The following is a 22,836-nucleotide window of genomic DNA, read 5'->3' as shown; positions in this document are numbered from 1 at the left end:
CTGGCATCAATCCCCCTTCTTATAATGATCGCGTTCTAAGGGCGTGGATCAGCGCAGCCAACGATCTTACAGAGTGAGAAATGCAGGAACTCACGCTGGCCGTAGTTGGCATCGACTTCCCGAACGCCGATGGCGGTAACCGGCTGTCTGAGGCGCTGATGACCATGCCGGGCGAGCCGATCGAGCTATTGCCCGAGCCGAAGAACAAGCACGACAGCAACGCCATTGCCGTCATCAGCCCCCGCGGCGTCCAACTCGGCTACATCAACGCGGAACGGGCGCCGTATATCAACAGCAGGATGAGCCGCGGCGAGGATGTCGAGGGCGATCTTCCAGGGACTCGATGGTGGGGCTGCCTTCATCCGGGTGCGGTTCGGCGGCAGTGCCCCGACGCTGCCGCCGCGGTCGGACAAGCCGCCTGTTCCCCGACCACCACGGCCGCCACGTCGATCCGAGCCATACGACCCGCATGCCTTCTACCCCGACGAGGAAGGGCCGGAGTGGGGCGCGTGAACATCCCCCGTTAAGCACCACTATCTGCCCCAGTTCTACCTCGAGCGTTGGGCCAACAATGGGTTAGTGTACCGGTACATCCGGCCACTCGGTCCCGCTGGCGTGCTACACGGGCAATGGGGATCGCCTAAATCGGTCGCCTATGAGCGCGATCTCTACCAGCTGCCGGATATTGAAGATCCCGCCGAGATCCCGTTCAATCTCATACCCATACCCGTCTAACCTCTACAGCACCGTCCAGAATCGAGCTTATGACCGGCTATTACGATCAAAGATCTCCGGCATTACGGACGGCTGTCACCGAAGTCATGACCTTAAGCGACGCTCGGCAATGACAGCGCTGGAAAAGGCCGCTCTGTGAGTTCTTGGGAGAGCGCCCAAAGTCGACTTGCTGCTGCGGAAGAGGGCGCTAACCTGGTGACGGACGAAACCGCAGGCTCGCCTCTAATCTCGAGGATCCCCGAAGGGCCTATCACTGATCCGGTTGGCAACCCAGGATCCAAGGCGCAGCGCAGAATGGAGCGTGCCGCCTGCGCGGGCGGGTGGCCGATGATGCGGTACAAGTTATGAACAGCACGCCGCATTATGGGCGATGTGAATGCGCCGTCCATAATGCCAGTAGGACAAATGCCGGGATGAGCCACGTAGCTTGCTAAGTTCCAGCTTTCAGCCCTACTCATCGCGTCGAGATGCAAGCCGAATGAAAGTAGGGCCATCTTGGACGTCGAGTAAGCAACCATGGGGTTGAATCTGACTGTCGACTGCAAGTCGGCCAAGTCGAGCCGCGCGCTCGACACTCCTCTGCTGGCGACGCTGACTACCCTCGCCGAGCATGATCTGCGCAGCAGGGGAAGAAGCAGTCCCGTCAATGCAAAATGACCGAGGTAATTGACGCCCATCTGCATCTCCCACCCGCTAGTGGTCAGGCTGCGTCGGGAGGTCACCCTTCCTGCATTGTTCACGAGAACATCGAGGCGTTCATGATCTCTATCGAAACGTTTCGCGAGCGCCTGTAGGGAGCCAAGGTCGCCGAGGTCGGCTTGAAGAAAGCCGCATGGAACGTCCGGCCTCTCAAGTCTCATTCGCTGCACTGCCGCGTCTCCAACCTGGTGATCGCGGCCGACCACGTAGGTTCTGAATCCTTTGAGATGAAGCGCCGATGCGACCTCAAGGCCGATGCCGCGGGTCCCCGTTATTAGCGCAACTGGGTGCCTCACGGAAGGCAAGTTCTCTGGGGCGGCTATGTTGAGCTCAGTCATGAGCAGCACCGTCTATGTATCATGAAAATCCGGCAACGATTAAGTTTTTGCAATGATACGTCAAAGTGGATTGAAAGACGCGAAGGAACAAGCAAGCCTTGCATCGCGGACAACACATGCCGCTTAGAGAAGGGATAGAAGATGAACTGGACGCAGCAAATTGCTTCACAGGATCTTTCGAACTCGTGCGCAGACCTGCCGACCTCGGTCGGAAAGGCGGGGGCGACCGAGTCGGTTGCCTTCGTCGCTATCATCTGGGGCATCGCGATCATCGTCGCCGCATCGAGCGAATGATCACCCGACCGCCTGCTCCCCGGGCAGGCGGTCACCTTATACAGAGGGAGGCTTCCTTGAACGATTCCATTATGCAATTCGGCAATTGGGCGGATCGGATCATCGGCGCCGGCGAGACAAGCTTCGACGGCTTCGCTAAGATAGCTGACGTATTCGACGAAGCTGTTTCGACAGGGGCGTACGTGGCCTCGCTACACGACCTCGTCGGTCGAATGGCCTCCGGCGCCACGGATATCACGCCAAACGTCTCTTCGGGGCCTTTCGTGGTGCTCTATTCCTCACGGGTGACCACGTGGGCCATCCTCCTTCACCGCAACATCAATGCTGGACTCTATCTCAACCCAACGCACTCGATCAGTGCTCCCGTAGCGGGCCACAGCGTCGACTCGGTCCTTTACGAGACCGACCGGAAAGTTGATTTCAGCGTATTAGATCCCGCAACCCGTCTCGTTCAGAAGCAGGTTAAGCTCCACCAAACAGCGGAGCATCTCCTAAAAGACGGCCGGAGTCAGGCTTTGGATGTCCAACCAACGGGATTCGGGCCGGCCTTCACGCTGCGAGCGAATAGCGCCGCTTTCGGAGCGTTCGAGTGGTCCTTCGATCGGAATACCCGGTTGCCCAAGCGGGTGACCAGTATCAGCAACGTCCACAGCAATATCGAGTCCATCTTCGATCTGCTTGCCGCTGTTGGCTCCTCGTCGTCCGTCGACGTGGTCGAGCCATTCCTGACGCACGGAGCACATCATGTTCGCTGGAAAGCGGTCCAGACCGTTGGCCGTCTCGCACCAGAGCGCCGCCGCACCATGGTAAGAAACGCTTTGAACGACCGCCATCCTCACATTCGACAGGCGGCAGCCGCCACGCTCGAGCAACTGCCCCAGTAAACAGGAAGATCCACATGGTCAGCATCCAAGACGCGGTAGTGAACGACGCCCTTACGCTGGCCGAGTTCATCGAGCACGTCGAGACGAAGGTCGATGTCGACGATTACGACTCGGTGGTCGAGAACGCATGGGCGCTCCGCGCCCTGGCGAACGATCGCGACTTCGTGCTACGTGGCTATCACGAAGAACTGAAGCGCCATTGGCAAGCGGAGGCGGCGAACGTGCAGTCCTCTCAGACTACCCGGCTCGGCGCGGGAAAGGGCTTTTATGTCCGATCCAACGTCTGGCTGCCGATTGCCGAGGGTGCTCACGCAGCGTTCGAGCGACAGCTCTACTCCTACGATCTCGCGCATGACCACAATTTCGACTTTGTGACCGTGGGCTACTTCGGCAGCGGGTACGATACGGACCTCTACTCGTACGACTACGACGCCGTCGACGGCTTTGTGGGAGAGCACGTGGACTTGGAAGATCACGGAACTCACAAGCTGCATCCCGGTCGCGTGATGGTTTATCGCGGGGGACGCGATATCCACGTCCAGCGGACGCCGCCTGACGTCTCCGTCTCGCTTAACCTTCTGTGTACATCCCGGCGCATGCACAAGACACAGCAGTATCTGTTCGACGTCACCAACCGAACTATCGTCAATGGAGCCGGCGACCTCTGCTCGATGCGAATGTTCGTTCTCGAAATACTCCGCCATGTAAACGATCAGAACACAATCGACGTGCTCAGCAATTTTGCGGAGAAGCATCCATCGGACCGTTCACGGGCATACGCCTTGAACGTTCTGCGAGATCTCGACGCCGATGAAGCGGACCGGCTCTCATGCAGGCTACCGACGGATGTGGTTCGACTGAGCGCCAAGACACTGGTAAATGGCGCAGGCAGCCGAGATTATAGCAGAACAGCCGCATGACGGCAGGCGCGCCGCCCGGAGAACTGCACGTTGTGAGGCTTTCAAGATCAAGCCGCGATTGGCTGATTGGTCGGGTACCAAGTATTGCTTGGTTGGTCCTTGTGCTCTGCATTAAATGCGCGGCCCCACCGACGTGGGTCAGGCCGCTCACTGTGGTCGCCATGGGGTTGATCGTGGTAAGGTTTGGCAGAGTGGTCTTGCGTGAGCGAGCCCGGACTATAGCCGGTATCATCCGTCACCTCTGCGGTACGACAATCCTGGTCACGGTCGCCATGCCGGCTCCCTGGCGCACTCGGCTTATCGACAGCGGATGGGTCGCGCTGCCGATGGCCATATTGCTTCTCCATCTCGCGCTGGGATCTGCCCGCGGTGTAACCCGGGCACGAGCCGCGCCGGACAACTTCAAAGTCAAACTTGCTTCCTTCCTCGCTTGCCTCCTCCCGACTCGCTTAGCCACCTTCGCGGCTACCGATGTGAACCTGCTCAGCTACGTGATCCCAAAATTGCGGCGCCGTGACACACCGCCGGGTTATCTGGCGTTCGACTACCATCGGCAGATCCGCCCTCTACTGCTCGTGTTCATCTCGCTTGCATCGGTGGAAGCCGCTGCAGGCCACCTCATGCTGCTCCACGCGGGTCCGATAGCCCGGTGGACTGTATTCGTCATCAGCGACGTCGGACTCCTCTACTTTATCGCGCTAGCGGCATCCCTCGGCAAGCTTCCCCTCCTAGTGGGCTCGAACAAGATCATTGTTCGAGCAGGCATATTCATTGAACTTGACATCCCCATCGACGCCGTTGCCTCGGTGCAAGGATCATCGGGTCAGGAGCAATCAGGGCGGGGTGGATCGCTTAACACAGCACTGATGTCGTCGCCGACGGTCTACATTGAACTGTCGCGCGACATCACCGCGCACGTTCCATTGAAGGGAACAAGGCAGGTCCGACGGGCTGGTGTCCGGCCTGACGACCCGGCAGCATTCATTCGCGCGGTAGAAGGGGCCGTAAACGGCTTTCGCCAGTATGGGCCTGCGGGACCAACCAGTATGGGCCTGCGGGCCCATGCGTGCGTGCTCCAGAGGATGCGGTGAATGGGGAGTCGCTGCGCGTCTAACGCTTTGCGCGGCTCGCGCCGCCTCCTTCTTAGCGCAGCCGCTATGGCAAGCCGCTGTTGTCGCCGCGCGGCAGACATACTTCAACCAACAGACCCGGCGCGGCTTCGAGAAGCTGTACCGTGCCGGAATGCAGGTGACAGATTGATTGGACAAGAGAAAGTCCGAGCCCCTCTCCCAAGGCGGCTCTGGCCACGTCCAGGCGCCCAAACCGGCTCATGGCAAGGCTGCGGTCTTCGGGTCTGATGCCAGGACCACGGTCGCCCACACGCAACACAACTCCGTCAGCTTCATCGCTCACGCTTACGTGGACCGCGCCGCCACCATGGGACAGCGCGTTGTCGATAAGATTGGCAATTAGCTGACCCAGCAACTGCTTATGCCCCAAGATTACCGGGACGCCGTCGACCGCTAAGGTCAAACGAATGCCATCGGTATCCGTGACGACTTGATAGCTGTCGACCATATCGCGAGCCACCGCCGCTAAATTCAAGAGCATGAACTGAGATCGAGCAACGCCGGCCTCTGCCCGAGTGATCTCGAGCGCGACTTGCAGCATCGAAACCACCTGGTCCATCTCCTCGAGCACTTTGTCGAGGCTGCCAAGGACGTGTTCCGGTAGGGGGAGCTCGCACAACTCCTCGACGCGAACTCTGATGCGCATAAGGGGAGAGCGCAGATCGTGCGCAATCGCGTCCGTCATTGCGCGCATTTCGTTAACAGAGCGCTCGATCCCAGCGAACATCGTATTCAACGCAGCGCCGAGGCGATCGAAGGCGTCTTTGTTCATCGTCCGGGGTACGCGCCGATCCAGCCTACCCAGCTGAACCTCGGTGGTCACATCAGCGATGCTCCTGACGCGGCGGTTCATCGACCGCGCCTGCAGCGCGGCGGCCACCACGGCGGCGTCTAGGCCAAGGAGGACAGCGCCTAGCAAACCGATCAACATTGTTCGCCGATGCTGCGTCGACGCGATACTGCCACGAAGCAGTAGTGTGTGCCCCCCGGTGAGCGGGCGGATTAGCGTCACCGTCTTCAACCTGTGATCGACGATAATTTCGCTGAGGCCCCGATGCATCAGTCCTGCGGTCGCGAGGTCCAAGGGTAGCGTACCGGCCAACCTGCGGCCATCTTTGGCGACGACCAAGCTGTGCCATGCTGGCTGCTTTGACATGTCGCGCAAGACGTCGAGGCGTTCCAGCCCCCTATGCCCTGATGCGCTGGCAAGCGCGCCAAGCATATCGGCCTCTATGCCGAGGCGAAATTTCTCAATCTTCACGGCCTCTCGGCCCCAACCAGACTCGAGGTACATGATCAGGACGGTCGCCGAAGAGATCTGGAATGCAACATGCAGCAGGACCGACTTAAAGGGGAAGGGCGCCGCCCTCATTCCGCGCCTCACCTTCAGTAGTTCCGCAGTTCCAAAACGTAGCCGATCCCACGTACGGGATGAATCAACGGTTTCGATCCCTCTTGGGAGATCTTAGCCCGAATTCTACTGATGTGAACGTCCACGAGATTCGTTCCCGGGTCGAAGTCGTAATCCCAAACCTCCTTCAACAGGGTCCGTCGAGCGACAAGCTCGCCAGGCCTCCCGACCATGTAGCGCAAGATATTGAACTCGCGATTGTTCAGTTGCACATCCCGCCCCGCCCGTGCGACCGTGCGTTCAACCACATCTAGTTCGAGGTCCGCGTAGCGCCTCGTGGTCGGGCCGCGTCGCGTCTCAGACCGCCGCCCGACCGCCTCGATACGTGCAATGACCTCACTTATGTGGAAGGGCTTGACGATATAGTCGTCGGCACCGTGGCTCAAACCTCGAACGCGTTCGTCCACGGACGAGATGGCGGACAAGATGATGATTGGCATGGCGTCGTCTCGCGTACGAAGCTGCGCCATTAGATGCAGACCGTCCACGTCCGGAAGCATTCGGTCCAGCAACACGACCGAGTGACTCATCGGATCGAAGAGGCAGATTGCGGCCGCCGCGCTCATTGCCACCTCAACCTCGTACGAAGCGACTGTGAGGCCGTTACGCAGATACTCAGCCAGCTTGAAGTCGTCTTCAACGACGAGAACCCGTTTGGTCAATGAGACGGTTCCAGTTGATGTGCTATAAACAATCGGCCGATTGGCGGGACAGGCTGTCCGCCTCATCCTCGTTTGCTCTAATAAAGGCTGCAGGCCGCACGCAGGGATGCGGCACTTTCATTGATCTCGCAGCTCATCGTTGTGAGCTGCGGCAAGGGGCGTGGGCTCACGATATTGGAAATCTTCATTCAGGCGGCCTCCAGGCCAGCCGCCATCTTCAGGTCTTGGGCAAGTAGGTCGCTTCGGCCCATTGCGCGATGCACTTCTGATCGACTGGTGTAAAACTCGGGATCCATCGGAGAAATTTCGATCGCGTGATCCATGTCCGCAAGAGCGAGGTCGTACTCGCCTCGTTCGAAACGGGCCACGGCGCGGTTGACGCGCGCTTCCAATCGGAACGGATCAAGCGACACGGCGGCATCCAGATCACGGAGCTGCTGTTCGCTCTCCCCCAATGCCTCTAAAACCTCGGCACGCATGAGGAGAACATCAACCTGAGCAGGGTCAAGTTCCAAGCTACGATCAAACGCTTCACGAGCCTTATCGTTAAGGCTCATTCGGGCGAAACAGATGCCCATGTTGTGGAAGACCTCAGGATAGGGCGCGCTAAATCGTACCGCATCGGCATACCGAGCCAAGGCCTCTTGCGGTCGCCCGGCTTTTAGCAGCAAATTTCCGCTCTCGTTATGATATTCCGAATAGTAGGGGTCCATCTCGATGCTTAAATCGTAGAACCGGAGTGATTCGTCGAGTTCGCCAATCATCGCGTAAACCTGAGCTGTATTGTAGTGCAGCACAGAGCGGTGTAGCCGATGCTCATCTTCTGCCAGCACTCGCTCGAGCAGCGTGGATCCGGTTTGGCATAGCTCAATGGCGTCCCTCGGGCGTCCCTGCCTCACGCGTAGAAACGCCAGTCCATTTTCGATGAAAACCGAGTAGAATGCGTGGTCCGCCGATGCCATGATCTCACGGGCGCGGGCAATCTCGTGACGCGCCTCAAGCAAATGCCTCTCAGCGCTCTCAACATCTTTCTGAGCTGCATAACGCAAGTGAACCATGCCTAACAGGTAGTGCATCTTCGCGCGAAGATCCGGCCTCGACAGCTTTGGGGCAGTGGCAACCTCGACGAGGGTGCGCGCTTGATCTAACCTTCCCGTCATCACGAGACCTTGGAAGATGTTGCCAACATAATTCCATCTTGCTTCCTGGTCATCACCCGCAAGTTGGTCGAGATGCGCGATGACCCGGTCGGCAAAGCTGCCGGATTCGTGATAGTAGCCGAAATGATTGTAGAGGCAGAGTGCTCGGAGTGCTACTCGGGCAGCCGCTACTTGGTCGCCTGTTTGCAGATGGAGGGCAAGCAGTCCGGGATGGTGCTCCTCGACGATTTTCATGTCGAGTAGATGCTCCGGTCCCCCACTCGCAATCTGTTGCGCTGCGGTGACATCGATCGACGGGAGGGTCGTCGCGTCACTGCTCGGGTAAATGACCTGCACGCCTGCCGTAGATCCCCGACGAGCCAATTCCGTCAGAAACCGACGTGCGAGGTGCTGCGCATCATCAGCAGCATGAGCAACGAGCCTGACAATGGTGTCGGGACGCGTCAGTGCGCGCCACGCGAGTACGAGGTCTGTCAGTCCGCTGACAATCCTATAGGCACGGTCTACCGGGTAATTGCGCGTCTTCTCTAATCCACTCGCGAGATCAGTTAGCGACGCGTACCTCAGCGGGATGGCTTCGCGGCGGCGGCGCAGCACGAAATGCAATTCGTACCCGTGCCGGTCGATCAACTCTTTCTCGCCAAGTTGCAGCAGGTCGACATAGACACACTCGACGAGGTCCTCGACCCCTGCCCAAGCGCCGCCATGGTCAAAGCGCATGTCCAGGTCGAAGCTTTCCGTTAGCTCAGAAGAGCAGGACAAGCACGCCATTTAAGACTCCTTAATCCGAGTTCTGAACTTAGGAAGCAGCCAGAGCAGCAGGCCCACAGCAACTAGCAGCGTCGATATTCCAGCAAAAAGTGCTGCATCGATGCCCCGCCCCACCGTCGCAGTCGGGTCCTTGATAGTGCGCCACGCTTTCTCCGCGTAGCGGGCCAGCGTTGGCAGCACGACGAAGGCCAGCATTGTGACCGACAACACGCGACCGACGATCCAAACGACCACGAAGCTCTTGACCATTGCCAGGGAACGGGAGTGAGCGGCGGCATCATCGCGTCGGCCGATGCGACCATAAGTCAGCCGGCTCATCCTATCTGCGATATATACCCGCGCAGCGCCGTCTAGATTGGGGTGGCCGGACCAGTTGGAAAGCATGAAGTACACATCGGTACGAAGGAAAAGATTAAACTGCCATGCGACGGTGACGGCAATCTGGAGGACGAGTGCTTGTAGAAGTGCTATCGGGAATGCCGGCGCGTCGGATGACGACAGAGCCGCAATAAGGATCGTAACAACCGAAGCCACAAGCACGTCTACGATCATGCCCGCCGCAAGTGGCAGGTAACGTTGACTGCGAGGTAGCGCGAAAATACCAGAAAGGTCAGCTTCGAAGACGATGTTCCAGAGCCTAGTGCCCATGCCTAGGCGACTGGAAACCCCTCTACGAGCCGCGGCTAGAAGATGGCCGAGTTCATGAAGTCCTGTCGCTGCGGAGGACATCACTAGTAGCAGTACCAACGTCGCGGCGAGGTGATCTTCGATGAAGAAAGCGTCCGGATGCAGTCGCGCTACCGGGAGGCGAATGGCACACCCTATGGCTGCTGCGACGAGCAAGACGTAAATCGCCACGGCGCTCGGCTTAAAGAAGTTTTGTGCAGTGTGAGCGCTGACTGTAAATTCGACGGTGCGGGACGGAGAGGCTGGCTCGTTTGGTTTGACCTGCTCCCCAAGCGGCCATATGAACCCTATTTCCTGAAGCGTGCTTACGAAATCTGCGATGTCGAGATCCTCAGCATTGGTCCCGACGTGCATGTCGCGGCTGATTTCGTCGGGCGTGGCGCCGTTTCGAAGTCGCTCCAGAATATCCAGTGCTTCCGCCGGGAACTGGTAAAATGCGCCTAGCTGTGCGCTGCCCACGAGGAAGGCGTCGCCTTCAGGTTGTACGGTGAGCGCAGCGACTTGAAACCGCGCATCACCTTCGGCTTGCACCGCCGTCATTGTCCCGCTGGTCGGATCGGGGTAAACTGAGCGCTGGCGATCAACCATTTCGTCGACTCCCGCCGCATGACGAAGGTCGCTCGCATCAGCATCGGGGGGCGTGGCGGCGTCGAGTCCTGCGATGAGAAGGCGAGTTGCACAATGGCAATCGCGTTTGATCCGTCGCGACGGGTGACAGGGTCGTTGATCGTGACTAGCGGTGCATTGCGGCGGTTGGCGGGATCATAGAAGCCGAGCACCGCTTTACGGCGATCCACCTCACCAACAGGTGACACCTCGATGTAATCCGGCGCGAGCACCGCTGCGAGTGCCCCGGGGTCGAACGTCCGCTCGGCCTGAATTGCCGACTGAATCACAGCCAGCAATTCCGCGTCCGCTTTCGCAGGAGCCGTCCCTACACGCTGTGGTTCGAGGGTTGCCGGCATGGCGTGCGGCTGAAGGAGCGCGAACACACCAAGCGCCGAATTAACTACCGAAGTCCACATACAGATCTCCCAACAGGCTTTCAGCAGCGGTAATCGCCGTCGAGCTACAAGGACGCAATCTGGGCGCCTTCGGTCTCCGAACGCGCCCAGACGTCGGTAATTAGTAGGGCCAGCAAACCCAGATCGGGTAAGCCGCAACCGCGGTGGTCTTCAGGTCCTGAACCTTGACGATGGAGATCTTCTTCATGTTTCCACTCCGTTGCTAGGCGAGACAGAAATCATCCGCGGATACGCCCCTGCCGCAGACGAAACCACCTTCGACAGTCTCAGTTAAACTGTCTTAGGTTGGCTAGTGAAAAGTGTCTGCCGGCACCGCGTCAGTAAAGCTGAAGCGTATTCAATATGAACTAATATCTTGTCGGAACGACAAGATTGTACTTGAGAAATCGTGCCGTCGCCTGAGGATGGAAGCGACTCGAAGCTGACGCATGCGCGCACACACCAAAACGTGGAAGCACTTTCCCCCTTCAACCCAAGTGCTTAGTCGGTAATCCTCTGCCGAGAGGGGGTACTCCATCGCCCCGGCAGATTACACAATACCGGTCGCGCGGGTTGGATCGTCTACCATTCTGTCAGCGATATCTGAACTCACGCGGAGGTGCCTAGGTGTTTGATCCCACGATTTGACGGTGCGATCCTTTCGTTGAAATGGAAGGAAGCCGCATGGGACGGGTACGTCATGGGTGCGCGACGACCACGCACGCCGTGCGAGCAGCAATACAGCGATCGCAAGCTTCGCTCGCGACGCTAAGCCGAGAGCTGGGGATACCCCAAGACGGTAGCCAAGTGGCGGAGCGGGCGACCGTCGAGGATCTGAAGACCGGGCCGAAGGCCCCTCACTCAACCACCTGTCCGAGACCGAAGAGGCGATGGTGGTGGCGTTCCGGGGCCAAACGCTGCTGCCGCTCGACGACTGTCTCTATGAGTTGCAGCCATCGGTACCGTGGCTGACCCGGTCAGCGCTGCACCGCTGCCTACAGCGGCACGGCATCTCACGGTTGCCGGATGTCGAGGGCGACAAGCCGAAGCGGCAATCCTTCAAGCGCTACCCCATCGGCTTCTTCCACATGGATATCGCTGAGGTGCAGACCGCCGAAGGCAAGCTCTACCTGTTCGTCGGCATCGACCGCACCAGCAATTTTGCGGTCACCCAGCTGGTCGACAAAGCCGACAGACGGGCAGCGTGGGAGTTCCTCGAACACCTGTTGAAAGCCGTGCCTTACCGCATCCACACGATCCTGACCGACAACGTCCTATGTCGGGAAGCAGCGGCGGGTTTTGGCCAGCAGATATCTATGCGCCGACAACCATCGGCGCGGCATGCATTTTGAGCCAGATGGCTTCCACCGTCAACGGGATCGCTCCCTGCCATAGCAAACACAGGATCCATCGGGAAGCAGCCGTGGTCCTCACCATCCTTAAGACGAGATACGCACCCAGGTGGAAGGCCCGAACATTATCTACAAGGTCGCTTGTCCGCCCTCACGGCATATCAGAGAGGGGTCCTTCCACCTGGCATCCGACCGTTCGAGGAACGGCCGGTACTCTGTTCCCGTCTTGATGACGGCGTGAGCCACGCGCGCCATCTTGGCGGTGAGCGCCGTCATCGCCTTGCGGCGACGGTCGGCATCGTCCGCGTGCCCGGCGACATATCGGCCAAGCTTATCGCGGAAGCTGTTGTCGCGCTGACGCGCGGCGACCTGAGCAGCCATCCAGAAGGTCCGGCGCAGGCGCGCGTTGCCGTATTTGGACAGCTTCGTGCGGCCCCGGAACGTGCCTGACTGACACGTCGCGAGATCGAGACCGCAGAACTTCAGGAACTGGCGATGATGGTTGAAGCGGCGCAGATCACCGGCCTCGGCCAGGATGGTCAGCGCATTGATCGGGCCTATGCCGGGGATCTTGCGCAGTAACTGATAGTCGATGTGCTCGGCCAGCCGAGCATGGGCGAGCCGCTCGATCTCGTCGCGTTGCTGGATGAGGCCGCGACCCTGCGCGATGACCATGCGGAACATGGTCACGGCGACCGAGTCCTCTGGCACGGGCAGGGCTATCGAGGCGCAGGCCGTCTCGTAAATGTCGTTGATGAGCCGTGCCTTGGAGACCTTGCGACCGATGAGCGGCCAAGCCGCGGCCGAGAACATTTCGCGGTCCAGCGCCGTGATGCTGGCCGGAATCGGGAACCGCTCGATGAGTGCCAGGAACCAGTCGGACCGGCTGTTGCCGGCAAAGCGGGCGATCTCGGGAAAGTAGAGCGGCAGGTAGTGAGTGAGTATCCGGTGCCAGGTCTGCGTCTTGGCCTTCGAGATGGTCTCGTGGGTTTTCGACAGTTCCTGCAGATCGTTGATCCCGGCAGCCAGCGGGTCGATGTAGCGCTGCGTCGCGCCGATCCGCAGCATGTGCAGGATGACCTGGGCATCCTTGGAGTCGTTCTTGTCCCAGCCGTTGTGCAGCGCCTCACGGGTCCGGGCGAGCGCGACCGACGAGATGAGGCGCAGCTCGAACCCCGCTGTCAGCAGCCGATGGGCCAGCGTACGATGGTAATTGCCCGTCGCCTCGAACCCGACGACGATGGGACGGCCGATGGCCGCGAGCTGCTCGGCAAAGCCGTCATAGTCCTCCTTCGTCGCCATGACCGTCATCCGCCGGCGCCGACCGCCTTCCGGTCGCTCGATAAGGACCTCCTGCCGGCTCTTGGACATGTCGATGGCTACCAGCACGGCGCCGGCGAGCGTAGGGGTGAGTTTGGTCATGGTCGGTCGGCCTCCAAAGTGTTGTCTCGACAACCTCACTTTAGATACCTGCTGACCGGCCATGGCTTGCCCTGATGAAGCCTGCGGCCGCTTCGCGGCCTTGTCTCCATCAGGGCCATAGCGCTCTTCCCAATGTGCTATGGCATCCAGTTCGCCGAGCAGCCCCGCAACCGCAACACGGCCTGGTCGCGTCAGATGCGCTTCGACATGATCTGTGAGGCGAACGAGATCGAGCACCGGCTCACCAAACCGAACCACCCGTGGACCAACGGCCAGGTCGAGCGGATGAACCGCACCATCAAGGAAGCGACCGTCAAACGCTTCCACTACGAGAGCCACGACCAGCTCCGCACGCACCTCACCGACTTCATGGCCGCCTATAACTCCGCCCGCCGGCTCAAGACGCTCAGCGGGCTCACACCCTACGAATACATCGCCAAGATCTGGACGTCAGAGCCAGATCGGTTCATCATCGATCCGACCCGCCAGATACCAGGACTAAACACCTAGGTCCTCAAGATAGCTGTCAGGAACTAACGTCAGCCGTCGTATTCGCCACGCACGCGAAGCTCCACGTTCGCTTCCGAAGACAATCGCATGCCGGTCAATTGGATCGTCGTCACGTCCGAAGCAGTCCGCCATGATGATGCTTCCAGCCGCCAAGATCCGCTTGGCCCACCAGAATACCGGAGCACCTGCCGCCCGCTGGCATTTTCACCAATCTGAACGGGTATCCCTGGTAGGGTTTATGATGCGAAGATGGCACCTGGGTAGCGCAGCGTCTCGAAAGCGCAGGCGCAATTAGAACCATTTTGATTTGTCGGTTCTCAACCAAGTTGCGGGGGATTAGGTAGTCTCCATGTCCGCCGCATTCGACCAAGTGACCGAGGCTCAGCGCGTGTGTCTGCGCTTAGTGCTCACCCATCACAATTCGAAAGAGATCGCTCAGATCGTGGGCGTATCGCCGTCTGCTGTCGACAAGCGTCTCGAGCGGGCGGTGCAAGTGCTGGGCGCGTCGTCTCGGTTTGCGGCGGCTCGAATGCTGGATGCTCATGAGGCCAATACCGCAACCAGCGGGGAACCCGTACTCTCTACGCCCCCCCCATATTCAATCAGGGGTACTGAACTGTCGGCTTCGACCGTATCCGATCCGCTTCCATCCGAACTAATCGACGTTGCCGCTGAGCCGGCAGTAGCAGCAGAAGAGCCCCAGAGCCGGCCGTGGGGGCTGGCTCGACGGATCATGGGGGTGGCGCCCACGATCCGAGACGTTGGGGGAGCCCGCAACGAGCTGCGCAAGACCGAGCGGCTTCTGCTGATCGGAATGCTCATCCTTGTTGTGTGTGTGCTATCTGTCGCTCTGCTGAACATGGGGCAAACCCTGTCTAGTGTGATAGGCAAGGCAAGAGCATTCATCGCCCACTGATACGTTGCATCGCCGCGCTTAGGACTAACGATGCTGAAAGAACGACGTCTCGCTGCCGACCTGGTAACCGCTCATTTCCTCACCGCCGAGAAGGCCGCTGACCTAGCAACCTCGTCGACCGCTGCATGCCTTGCAAAGATGCTGGAGCAACGAGCCGCCGCGAACCTTCCACTGGGTATGGGCACCGAAGCTCTTCGGCTGGTAAGCGAGGCAACTGGCGATCTCATGCGGGCCAGGCAGAAACTGATCGACGCCCATAGCGCTCTTCTCGAAGTTCGCAGCGATATGGGCCTGCGGGCATATGGCGATCAATCCGAGTGCCCGCCGGATGTCGTGGGCCCGATGGCGCGTTCGGCAACGCCGATTGCTCTCGTCGCCTGAAGGAACCAAGGCCCAGCATGGAACGCGTAATAGTATTCAATCTGCTCCAGCTGCTGGTCAGTTCCTATGCCGTGATTCGCGGCGGTGCACCCGAGAAGATAACCGGCGCATCGCTGCTAATCGCAACGATCATCACGCACTTCGTCCAACACGCCATGCCCAGCCGGTTCGTCGGCATCGAGAGCGGAGTGATGCTCGTCGATCTGCTCCTCCTTGTGGTGCTGCTCGTCGTCTCGCTCTACGCTGACCGCTTCTGGCCGTTCTGGCTCGTGACCTTCCATGCAATTGGAACCGGTGCCCACCTGGTCCGTGCCGCGGATCAAGAGGTGCTGCGGATGGCCTACGCCGTGATGACGGCGGCTTGGGCGTATCCGATGATGCTGGTGCTCGCGCTTGGAACCGCCCGTCACGTTCGCCGAATGCGGGCTGAGGGCCGGGATTTGGACTGGAGTTGCCGCGCACGTTCCTGACGGGCGCGAAACCCAGAGTAAGCCTCATGTTGCACTACCGTCTCTCCTTATCCGACGCGACCGTTCAAGGCCAAGTTGAGAAGCCTAGTGTCTCGCCTTTAACGCGGCGGAGGCATTCCATAGAGGGTTACGATGGTGACCCGCCGCAGGGCGGATTACTGGATCAAAATAGCGAGGCACAGAACATGCTTCTGCTAGCCAAGAGAGCATACCATCGCGCCTGCCAAAAGACGGCGATGCTCGGATTGGCCGTCTCGAATGACCCGGCTTGGAAGATGTTGCTGGATCTGTACATCTCGAATGCAGAAGGTCGGTTGATCAGTGTCTCAGACGCATGCGTGGGATCCGGCACGAATTCCGCGACCGCCCTGCGCTACTTGTCTCTTCTGGAAGGTAGCCGGCTGGTGACGCGCAATGCCGATGCTCTCGACCGCAGACGCTTCTACGTCAGTCTGACGATCGAGGGCGTGGAAACGGTCGTTTCTCTTCTCGCCTGAGGACAAGCTCCAAGCGTAAGGGCGAGGCGCTGACGCTCGAGGTTGCTGCTTCGGTCGTCTGAGCCCGGGGCTGATGTCCGTCAGCTTCAAGAGCCGGCCGCAGCGTAGGGCGAAGAGGCTACAGGCGTGGTAAATTCGGCGAGACAAACCTTTCGCATTTCCTCTGCCTTCGCGGCGTGCATTGAGGCGAGATCAAGGTGTGAACGTCGCGCCGCTTCGTGTCGCGCCCGAGAAGCCATAGCAAGTTCCTGCTCGGCACGCGCCGAGTGGATCTGTGGCCAGTGGGGAGTTATCCGCTGGTTCATCTATTCTCTGCTTGACGCCGACAGGAGATCGCCGAGTTCGGCGCCGCATTTTGACTTCGCCTAGAACCTAGTGCCTGTCTACGGCTTGCGCTGAAACAATGTGGGATTCGAACCAATCGGTTCTGAGTACCTACAGGATGGGCCACCAGCTAAGGCGTCCCTGTGCCGCGGTTTCGCCCTGCCGGCAAGCTACTTGGGTGTTACCTGTCGGACATTAAACATAGCCAGCATGACGTGCGTGCTCACGGAGAACTCGTCGCGGTCTCAACCCGGCATTCACGACTGACGGCAAGTTGACATCGCCCAGGTCAGCTCGCAACAACAGCTCACGTTCAATCACAGTTTGTTGGCGCGCGAAGGTAACCGGCCACCCACTCCCTTGCCCGGGTAGCCGCTCGCGCTTGCGTCTATAAACGGACCGTTCCGCGATCCCGAGGTCGCAGGTCTCGGCCTCGCCGACGAAAACGCTTGTCCTTGGAACACAGGAAGGGCGATCCCCGTCCTGGGGCGAGATTCCCGGGAGGGGGTTGGTTGGGCGCGATCGCATCAGAACCTGTCTACGTTGATGCCAATGTCTCCGGCCTCGCTTGGGTGGTGGAGGATGTCGAGGCGCTCAGCCGTCGGATCGCGATTGTCCTGCTGGGGCAGGCGGTGGTCGCCTACCTCATCTCCTTCATCGATCCGTGCAACTGGACTGTCGGAGAGATCCTGCGCCGCATGGTGCTGCCGAAGAAGGTGCCCGCCAAATTCGATCGCAAGTACCCGATCCTGTGCGATTGCGCGGCAAGCCCGTCGAACTGATCGTGGACAACGCCGTGGAGTTCCGCAGCCATATGATGGAGGCTGCCGCCCGCAGTAGCGGCTTCAGCGTCAGGTTCTGCCCTATCAAGCGCCCGCGCTACCGCGCTACCGCGCGATCGGCGAACGGACAATCGGCACCGTGGTGCGTATGATCTGCGAGATGCTTCCCGGCAAGACCTTGCCGCTCGTCGAGGCCCGGCGCCTTGGTCACAATGCCGAGGACGGGGCCTGCGTAATCATGATGGAGCTTGAGGTGGTCGCCGTCCACGCCATCGCGGAATACAACACCAATCCCAATGACGGCATCAGCAGGCGATGATGATCGAGAAGGACGCCAACCGCTACGGTATCGCCAACTGCGCCGACTTCGAGCAGGTCCGCATCGACGCCATGGATATCGAAACGGAGGCGCAGCTCAGCCCCTCCGGCATCCGGGCGTTCAGGCGCGCCGCGCGGCGCCAGTATGCGCTGGCGGCCGTGGCGATCTCGCGGTATTGAGCGCTTACCGAAACTCCCGCCCAGTGCCGCTCCGCCATTCGACGGAGGAGATCGTCGCGCGTGGCGACACGATCGACGGTCAAGGCGGAACGCCGACCCGCGGAAGCCCTCAGCCCAATGTGCAGATGGCGTCGTCACCCCGGAGGATTGCCCGATCGCGACGGCCACGTTGACCGCGGAGGCATCGCCAGTTGCGATCAGCGTGCCCCTTGCGCGCGCAGGTCGCCGACAGTCGGGCGAACACCAGGCGCTTCGAGGCGGACGGCGCTGATCATTCGGACGACCGCGCCTGTTCGTCGCGCGGAAACAGCCCCGGCAAGGGTTGCTGCTCGCCATACGCCGTCTCCCTCCGCAGCTGCGAGGCGACGAAGCCGGCGCTCGTGTCGGCCGTCGCGCCAGTGCTTGCGGATGATGGCGGCAGCCGCGTCGAGGGCGAACGGCTTGCCGTATCGACCATGTTGGATCACTGGGAAGTCGGGGCGCGCGGCAATGAACCGTGCGATCGAAGGCACACTCGGCATGCCATCGACCCGCCCGAGATTGGCAAAGGTCCCGACGTTCATCGAGCGCTTCCGAGGCGCGGGAAATAAATGGCAGCTCTAGTCGCCTTGAAGGGAACAACATACCTTCAGGCGGCGGCAGCAGTGTGGTTTGATGTGGCCGGCCGCTGGGCAGCGATGCTGCCAGAGGCGGCTTGCGAAGCCTCAAAGGGCGTAGCGACCTTTGACGGCCATCCTGCGCCACGGTCCTCACCGGAAAAACCGCCGGACGTAGAAAAAATCCCTGAGTGAGAACCTATGGGGTCTAGGGCGAAGGCCTCCTCACCAGAATGTACCCCCCCCCGGGGGGGGGTGGGGATCGCGGATGAGTTGAGACTGCTGTCCAAAATTGGAAGCAAACATCCCGCCTCTCGGCGCCGTGCAACTGCTGCGCATTTTTGCGCAGCAGTTCATCACATGCGGCGAGACACAGCATGGCCAATGAGGGGCGCGCTACCAATGATCCTCCCGCGACCCTCCCACCGAAAGCCTCGATCCTCCCACCATCAAATCTGGTCATATCATTATATCCCAATGGCTTATTCTCTTTTCATGGGAGGATTGGGAGGGTTGGAAGGGTTGTCGTATGTTTTGTCGCGCACATGCGCGCATGTGCGCGCATGCATGTTGTACGGAACATCGTCGAAACCCTTCCAACCCTCCCAATCCCGCAGAAAACCGCCGTTTCTGCTTCCCACAATCTTCCCACGGCCATCCCAGCTTGGGAGGCTCAGGGTATGTCATCCGGCCAGTCGTCCGGGTCGGGCCGCGGCGGAGGCGCGCGAGGGCTGCCCGACGCGCTGTCGTGGAGGACGCGCACAGAGCCATCATCGTTGACGAAGTCGGACGCGGCGCGGGTCAGACGCAGCTCCAGCCAGTGCATCCCATTAGACTTGTGCTTGCGGTAGCCCTTCTCCGTCATGGCGCTGGAGAAGCCTTTGTTGGTCCATTCGCGTTCGCCGGCAGCGCGAGCCCAAGCCACGAACACGCCATGCAGGATCGAGGACTGGACGCTCGCCTTGTCGTCCGGGACGACGCATTCACGCAGGAAGCGGGCAAGCGGATCACTGGCATCGCGGTAGGCCTGCGTGTCGGCCGTCACAGATGACGGTTCGATCAGCCCATGTCGGAGATAGTCGAGGAGGCCCTGCACCAGGCGCAGGAACACGCCGGACGCCTCATGGCGCTTGATCTTGTCGAGGAGTTCCGGATCCTTCTTCGGCGTGCCGTCCTCGTTGAATTCAAGATCGATGTTCTTGAGCCATGAGACCAGCTTCATGCGGCTCCAGATCCCGTCATCTGTATCGGGGATGCCGGGCTTGCTGTTGCCGCTCATGATGAGCTTGAATCGGGGGACAAGCTCGAAGAAGCCGCGATGCAGCGCGCGCGTCGGGACCGGTTCGCCGCCAGTGGCGAACTTGACCAAGGCGGCGTTGAGCTTGGCGTCGCGATCCGGCTCCGATGCGCGGAGCATTCGTACACCGCCGAGGCGGGCGAGATCGGGCGACGCCTGATCGCCGCGCTTCTTGATCCCTTGATCGAGGAAGGTCTCGATCAGCGTTGTTCCGGAGTAGTCACCTAAGACGTGGCACCAAGCGTCGATCGTCGTCGACTTGCCGTTCCGGCCTCGCCCGTAGTTGTACCAGAGCTTGTGTTCGCCGGTCAGGCCGGTTGCACCATAGCCGCCCACCTGATGCAGGTAGCGCCGAACGGTATTGTCGGGCTGCGCCCATGCAAGCATGGCGTCATACAGCGGCGCTGAGGCCTGCTCGTCATATTCGACTGGAGCGAGCTTTGTGTTGTAGTCTTCGCGACGGTGCTCCGACAGCTCGACGGTCGCCCACCGACTACCGTCATCGCGCCTACCGTTCGTAAAGCGCAATGTGCCGTTGAGCACCCCGATCGCCAGAGGGTCGAGGTCGAACTGCTCGATGGGCACCGTCAGCCACTGGCGGGCGAGCAGCGCGACCGCGGCCGGCTTGCCTGTCGTCTCCGACTTGCGGCCGAATGCCCGGATGACGTCGGAGAACAGCTGGAACGTGTTTCCCTTTGGCAGCCAGCTGTCCAACCCGTGAGCGTCGCCAGCTCCCGGAACGATGGCTTTACCGTCGCCATCAAGCGCGTTGTTGGCTCCCGTATCCGCGACGAGCTTCGCCTCGCGCTGAATGAGTCGCACCGTGTTGAATACAGCTGCGATCACCTCTGCGGGCGGCGTCTTCTCGTCCTGGTCGAGTTCCTTCCACCGCTTGCCATCCCAGCCAAGCCAACCCTTGGCCGTCGTGAAGCGGTAATCGTCGCCGTAGCGTTCGCGGAATCGCTCGGCGATCCCAAAGTCCGTGAGGGCATATCGCGCGCAGCGGAGTGTCAGCAGAATGGAGCTGAAGTCGAAGCCGCGTTCCCAGCCGGCAGACGTTGCCTGCTCGATCGCCACCGCCGTCCCGGCCGGGAGGTTCTTCGCGGCCTTAGCTAGTGCTTCGGCCACAGCCGCGTCATCCAAGAGGCCTGCGACGCTGCGCCTACCCGCTCCGAATGCCAGCGCGGTTGCGGCATCTGCCGTTCCGTCGAGAGCCTCTACAGCACGGCGGAACCATGCGGCGGCAATGCTGAGATGGCGGTCACGCTCTGCCCCTGCCAGAGCAGAGACGACGCTAATGTTCCCATCGTGGGAGGGTTGATCGTCAGATCGGCCGCCGTTGCGGCGGTCATCGGCCGAACGGTCGGCCCAGGCCGAAAGTGGGACGGACGGCCGTCGCTCACCGGGAGCAGACGAACGGCCCGACTGGCGGCGGCTGGTGCTGATCACGGTCAGATCGCGAGGCTTGGCGCGCCCATTCTCAATGCCGTTTTCGATGGCGCCTGCGTGCGCCTGGTATGCAGCAGCATCAAAGCTGCGCACCACCTCCAGCAGTGACTGGCGCACGATGGTTTCGCTCAGCGCGCCCGCGCCGACGAACTGCCCTAGGCTGAAGGCGGCATGATACGCCCCCTGATTTCGGCCACCAAATCGTCCGCCGCCTTTCGGCGTTGCCGCGAGTTCGCTGACCTCCCGGTCAAGCGCGTTCATGGCGTAGCGGCGGTGTGCTTCGTCCACGTCAACGGCGAACCGGCGCGTGTTCTGCGGCAGCGCGGGGGCCGCCGCGATCTCTTTGCCAACAGGGCGTAGCATCAGCTCGAGCAGCGCGGCCGGCAGCTCCGCCATGCGCGACGCATTGTCGTCGGTCAGCCAGCGATAGTCGCCCGGCTTGTCCTCAGCGTTTCCAGCAAAATGGCTTGGGGCAACGATGACGTATCCACCTGCACCTCGCACGTCGATGTGCTTGGGCAGGCTGCCGACGTTGCCGATGTTCATGCCGGCGGGCATCTTGAACCAATGATGCTCACCGCCCGATCGCGTGACACTGATCAGCGTCGGCGGTAGCTCACATCCCGTCGCTTCGGTCAGCTTGGCCTTCAGCCTATCGAGCGTCCAGACGTCCTGACTAATAATCTCACCGGTCGCTTCGTCCATGATGTCGTCGGTACGAGGATCGAAGTCGACGACGAGAAGACCGGCAGCGCCTACGGCGACACCGATCATCGCCTTCGGCCACTTGCTCCACCACGCCCTGATCTGATCGGGATCGGTTGACGCCTTTTTGACGCCCCCGGTTCCCCTGATCGGCTTACCGTCCTTGTCCTTATCCATGGGCAAGAAGGGGCGCTTGGTCGTGGGATCGCACGGAAACACCGGCCATCCGCGCAAAGCATATCGCAGTGCCGCTTCGACCAAGCCGATGACCGCAATCATGCGATGTCGTCCAAGCCGACGACGTCGCCCGCTCGGGCAAGATCGAAGCCACCGCGGCGGCCCGTCAGGACCTGGGCGCCACCAGCCTGTTCAAGGCGATCGAACGCCATGCGCTGGGCAACCGCGAAGGTGTCGCAACCAACCGGCGGAAACCGCAGATCGACCCGGCGACTGCTGAAGAAGGTCCAGATGGCGTAGCGGGGGCCGGTCTCATTATCACGCCGGCGAAGGCGCTGCACTGTCCTGCACGGTGTGTACCACCCGCGCCCCCGCTGCTTCTCTGGCCCAACGGGGCAGTTTCCCGACATCTTCGTGAAAGCGCGAGCGAGAGCGCGTTCCATCGGCACCGCGTCCATGCCGGCGCACTTGGCGTTGCTCCGATTGCAGAGCGCAACTGCCGGCAGATGGTTAGCCAGCGTGTTATGCGCGCCCCTCGGGAGACGTTGCGCGGTTGAAGATGGGTTTGACAGCGCAAGCGATTGTTTTTGTTTGGCATGTCCAGCCCTCACGGGGCATCCAGGTTTCCATCCTTCAAGATGACCGGCGGTCCGCCGGCGCCGGATCGGTTCCGGGCCAGCCTCGTCATGGCGGCGCCACGCGCATGCGTGGCCATGCGGCATCTCAGTTGACGAGTGTCCTCGTGCTATCAGCCGCTGGCGGTCG

General features: G+C 60.7%; 21 protein-coding genes and 3 pseudogenes. 14 read left to right on the top strand and 10 right to left on the bottom strand.

What is annotated here, in order from left to right; translation table 11 throughout:
- The first annotated feature begins 80 nt into the window (after positions 1-80).
- Complete coding sequence (locus OXR60_RS17510; RefSeq protein ID WP_267397250.1) at positions 81-527, top strand: HIRAN domain-containing protein; 447 nt, start codon at positions 81-83, stop codon at positions 525-527.
- Positions 528-827: 300 nt separating this feature from the next.
- Here the strand turns inward: OXR60_RS17510 and OXR60_RS17505 are convergent, their stop codons facing one another.
- On the bottom strand, positions 828-1,772 hold the full coding sequence (locus OXR60_RS17505) for an SDR family NAD(P)-dependent oxidoreductase (protein WP_267397249.1): 945 nt from the start codon (positions 1,770-1,772) through the stop codon (positions 828-830).
- Positions 1,773-1,913: 141 nt separating this feature from the next.
- Between OXR60_RS17505 and OXR60_RS17500 the strand changes: the two genes are divergently transcribed.
- The 4 genes from OXR60_RS17500 to OXR60_RS17485 all read left to right on the top strand — a co-directional run bounded on the left by OXR60_RS17500 (position 1,914) and on the right by OXR60_RS17485 (position 4,961).
- Positions 1,914-2,066, top strand: a complete 153-nt coding sequence (locus OXR60_RS17500; protein ID WP_267397248.1) for a hypothetical protein — start codon at positions 1,914-1,916, stop codon at positions 2,064-2,066.
- A gap of 56 nt (positions 2,067-2,122) precedes the next feature.
- Positions 2,123-2,950 (top strand): HEAT repeat domain-containing protein, encoded by an 828-nt coding sequence (locus OXR60_RS17495; RefSeq protein ID WP_267397247.1) that lies wholly within the window; start codon positions 2,123-2,125, stop codon positions 2,948-2,950.
- A 14-nt stretch (positions 2,951-2,964) separates the two neighbouring features.
- Positions 2,965-3,870 carry a hypothetical protein gene (locus OXR60_RS17490; protein ID WP_267397246.1) on the top strand — a complete coding sequence of 302 codons (906 nt, stop codon included), beginning with the start codon at positions 2,965-2,967 and terminating at the stop codon, positions 3,868-3,870.
- 326 nt (positions 3,871-4,196) lie between these two features.
- Positions 4,197-4,961, top strand: coding sequence for a hypothetical protein (locus OXR60_RS17485; protein ID WP_267397245.1), 765 nt, complete (start codon positions 4,197-4,199; stop codon positions 4,959-4,961).
- A gap of 64 nt (positions 4,962-5,025) precedes the next feature.
- Here OXR60_RS17485 and OXR60_RS17480 read toward each other — a convergent pair whose 3' ends face one another.
- The 5 genes from OXR60_RS17480 to OXR60_RS17460 form a co-directional block, all read right to left on the bottom strand.
- Positions 5,026-6,372, bottom strand: coding sequence for a HAMP domain-containing sensor histidine kinase (locus OXR60_RS17480; protein ID WP_267397244.1), 1,347 nt, complete (start codon positions 6,370-6,372; stop codon positions 5,026-5,028).
- A 14-nt stretch (positions 6,373-6,386) separates the two neighbouring features.
- On the bottom strand, positions 6,387-7,073 hold the full coding sequence (locus tag OXR60_RS17475) for a response regulator transcription factor (protein WP_267397243.1): 687 nt from the start codon (positions 7,071-7,073) through the stop codon (positions 6,387-6,389).
- A gap of 188 nt (positions 7,074-7,261) precedes the next feature.
- On the bottom strand, positions 7,262-9,004 hold the full coding sequence (locus tag OXR60_RS17470) for a tetratricopeptide repeat protein (RefSeq protein ID WP_267397242.1): 1,743 nt from the start codon (positions 9,002-9,004) through the stop codon (positions 7,262-7,264).
- Positions 9,005-10,279 (bottom strand): hypothetical protein, encoded by a 1,275-nt coding sequence (locus OXR60_RS17465; protein ID WP_267397241.1) that lies wholly within the window; start codon positions 10,277-10,279, stop codon positions 9,005-9,007.
- On the bottom strand, positions 10,228-10,716 hold the full coding sequence (locus OXR60_RS17460; protein WP_267397240.1) for a DUF4440 domain-containing protein: 489 nt from the start codon (positions 10,714-10,716) through the stop codon (positions 10,228-10,230). The genes OXR60_RS17465 and OXR60_RS17460 overlap by 52 nt, the downstream gene beginning before the upstream one ends.
- A gap of 663 nt (positions 10,717-11,379) precedes the next feature.
- Between OXR60_RS17460 and OXR60_RS17455 the strand changes: the two are divergent.
- Positions 11,380-11,966, top strand: a pseudogene (locus tag OXR60_RS17455) (IS481 family transposase); the annotation flags it as partial.
- 242 nt (positions 11,967-12,208) lie between these two features.
- Here the strand turns inward: OXR60_RS17455 and OXR60_RS17450 are convergent.
- Positions 12,209-13,469: pseudogene (locus tag OXR60_RS17450) on the bottom strand (IS110 family transposase).
- A gap of 222 nt (positions 13,470-13,691) precedes the next feature.
- On the opposite strand from OXR60_RS17450, the pseudogene OXR60_RS17445 reads away from it, so the two are divergent.
- The 8 genes and pseudogenes from OXR60_RS17445 to OXR60_RS17410 all read left to right on the top strand — a co-directional run.
- Positions 13,692-13,979, top strand: a pseudogene (locus tag OXR60_RS17445) (integrase core domain-containing protein); the annotation flags it as partial.
- 349 nt (positions 13,980-14,328) lie between these two features.
- Positions 14,329-14,895, top strand: coding sequence for a sigma factor-like helix-turn-helix DNA-binding protein (locus OXR60_RS17440; protein ID WP_267397239.1), 567 nt, complete (start codon positions 14,329-14,331; stop codon positions 14,893-14,895).
- 30 nt (positions 14,896-14,925) lie between these two features.
- Positions 14,926-15,276, top strand: coding sequence for a hypothetical protein (locus OXR60_RS17435; protein WP_267397237.1), 351 nt, complete (start codon positions 14,926-14,928; stop codon positions 15,274-15,276).
- A gap of 17 nt (positions 15,277-15,293) precedes the next feature.
- The gene (locus tag OXR60_RS17430) at positions 15,294-15,746 is read left to right on the top strand and encodes a hypothetical protein (RefSeq protein ID WP_267397236.1); all 453 of its coding nucleotides are present in this window, start codon (positions 15,294-15,296) and stop codon (positions 15,744-15,746) included.
- A 185-nt stretch (positions 15,747-15,931) separates the two neighbouring features.
- Entirely contained in the window at positions 15,932-16,243 is a 312-nt protein-coding gene (locus OXR60_RS17425; protein WP_267397235.1) for a hypothetical protein, read from the top strand.
- 836 nt (positions 16,244-17,079) lie between these two features.
- A complete protein-coding gene (locus OXR60_RS17420) occupies positions 17,080-17,349 on the top strand; it encodes a hypothetical protein (RefSeq protein ID WP_267397234.1) in 270 nt (89 codons plus the stop codon).
- A 139-nt stretch (positions 17,350-17,488) separates the two neighbouring features.
- Entirely contained in the window at positions 17,489-17,668 is a 180-nt protein-coding gene (locus OXR60_RS17415) for a hypothetical protein (protein ID WP_267397233.1), read from the top strand.
- Positions 17,668-17,847: a hypothetical protein gene (locus OXR60_RS17410; RefSeq protein ID WP_267397232.1), complete on the top strand. Its 180-nt coding sequence runs from the start codon at positions 17,668-17,670 to the stop codon at positions 17,845-17,847. The genes OXR60_RS17415 and OXR60_RS17410 overlap by 1 nt, the downstream gene beginning before the upstream one ends.
- Positions 17,848-18,044: 197 nt before the next feature.
- Here OXR60_RS17410 and OXR60_RS17405 read toward each other — a convergent pair whose 3' ends face one another.
- The 3 genes from OXR60_RS17405 to OXR60_RS17395 all read right to left on the bottom strand — a co-directional run bounded on the left by OXR60_RS17405 (position 18,045) and on the right by OXR60_RS17395 (position 22,412).
- Positions 18,045-18,410, bottom strand: coding sequence for a hypothetical protein (locus tag OXR60_RS17405; RefSeq protein ID WP_267397231.1), 366 nt, complete (start codon positions 18,408-18,410; stop codon positions 18,045-18,047).
- Between the two features lie 706 nt (positions 18,411-19,116).
- Positions 19,117-22,173, bottom strand: a complete 3,057-nt coding sequence (locus OXR60_RS17400) for a phage/plasmid primase, P4 family (protein ID WP_267397229.1) — start codon at positions 22,171-22,173, stop codon at positions 19,117-19,119.
- Positions 22,170-22,412 carry a hypothetical protein gene (locus OXR60_RS17395; protein WP_267397227.1) on the bottom strand — a complete coding sequence of 81 codons (243 nt, stop codon included), beginning with the start codon at positions 22,410-22,412 and terminating at the stop codon, positions 22,170-22,172. Before OXR60_RS17395 ends, OXR60_RS17400 begins: the two co-directional genes overlap by 4 nt.
- Between the last annotated feature and the right edge of the window lie 424 nt (positions 22,413-22,836).

The sequence above is a fragment of the Sphingomonas sp. GC_Shp_5 genome (genome assembly GCF_026540855.1).
Lineage (GTDB): Bacteria > Pseudomonadota > Alphaproteobacteria > Sphingomonadales > Sphingomonadaceae > Sphingomonas.
Note: the sequence above shows the minus strand (reverse complement) of the source record. Positions and strands in the feature narration are given on the sequence as shown.

Coding starts and splice junctions, on each gene's coding strand:
- OXR60_RS17460 (WP_267397240.1), bottom strand. CDS start 10,716: ATGTGGACTTCGGTAGTTAATTCGGCGCTTGGTGTGTTCGCGCTCCTT.
- OXR60_RS17405 (WP_267397231.1), bottom strand. CDS start 18,410: ATGAACGTCGGGACCTTTGCCAATCTCGGGCGGGTCGATGGCATGCCG.
- OXR60_RS17465 (WP_267397241.1), bottom strand. CDS start 10,279: ATGGTTGATCGCCAGCGCTCAGTTTACCCCGATCCGACCAGCGGGACA.
- OXR60_RS17500 (WP_267397248.1), top strand. CDS start 1,914: ATGAACTGGACGCAGCAAATTGCTTCACAGGATCTTTCGAACTCGTGC.
- OXR60_RS17490 (WP_267397246.1), top strand. CDS start 2,965: ATGGTCAGCATCCAAGACGCGGTAGTGAACGACGCCCTTACGCTGGCC.
- OXR60_RS17485 (WP_267397245.1), top strand. CDS start 4,197: ATGGCCATATTGCTTCTCCATCTCGCGCTGGGATCTGCCCGCGGTGTA.
- OXR60_RS17480 (WP_267397244.1), bottom strand. CDS start 6,372: ATGAGGGCGGCGCCCTTCCCCTTTAAGTCGGTCCTGCTGCATGTTGCA.
- OXR60_RS17430 (WP_267397236.1), top strand. CDS start 15,294: ATGGAACGCGTAATAGTATTCAATCTGCTCCAGCTGCTGGTCAGTTCC.
- OXR60_RS17505 (WP_267397249.1), bottom strand. CDS start 1,772: ATGACTGAGCTCAACATAGCCGCCCCAGAGAACTTGCCTTCCGTGAGG.
- OXR60_RS17410 (WP_267397232.1), top strand. CDS start 17,668: ATGATCGAGAAGGACGCCAACCGCTACGGTATCGCCAACTGCGCCGAC.
- OXR60_RS17425 (WP_267397235.1), top strand. CDS start 15,932: ATGCTTCTGCTAGCCAAGAGAGCATACCATCGCGCCTGCCAAAAGACG.
- OXR60_RS17440 (WP_267397239.1), top strand. CDS start 14,329: ATGTCCGCCGCATTCGACCAAGTGACCGAGGCTCAGCGCGTGTGTCTG.
- OXR60_RS17400 (WP_267397229.1), bottom strand. CDS start 22,173: ATGATTGCGGTCATCGGCTTGGTCGAAGCGGCACTGCGATATGCTTTG.
- OXR60_RS17435 (WP_267397237.1), top strand. CDS start 14,926: ATGCTGAAAGAACGACGTCTCGCTGCCGACCTGGTAACCGCTCATTTC.
- OXR60_RS17510 (WP_267397250.1), top strand. CDS start 81: ATGCAGGAACTCACGCTGGCCGTAGTTGGCATCGACTTCCCGAACGCC.
- OXR60_RS17470 (WP_267397242.1), bottom strand. CDS start 9,004: ATGGCGTGCTTGTCCTGCTCTTCTGAGCTAACGGAAAGCTTCGACCTG.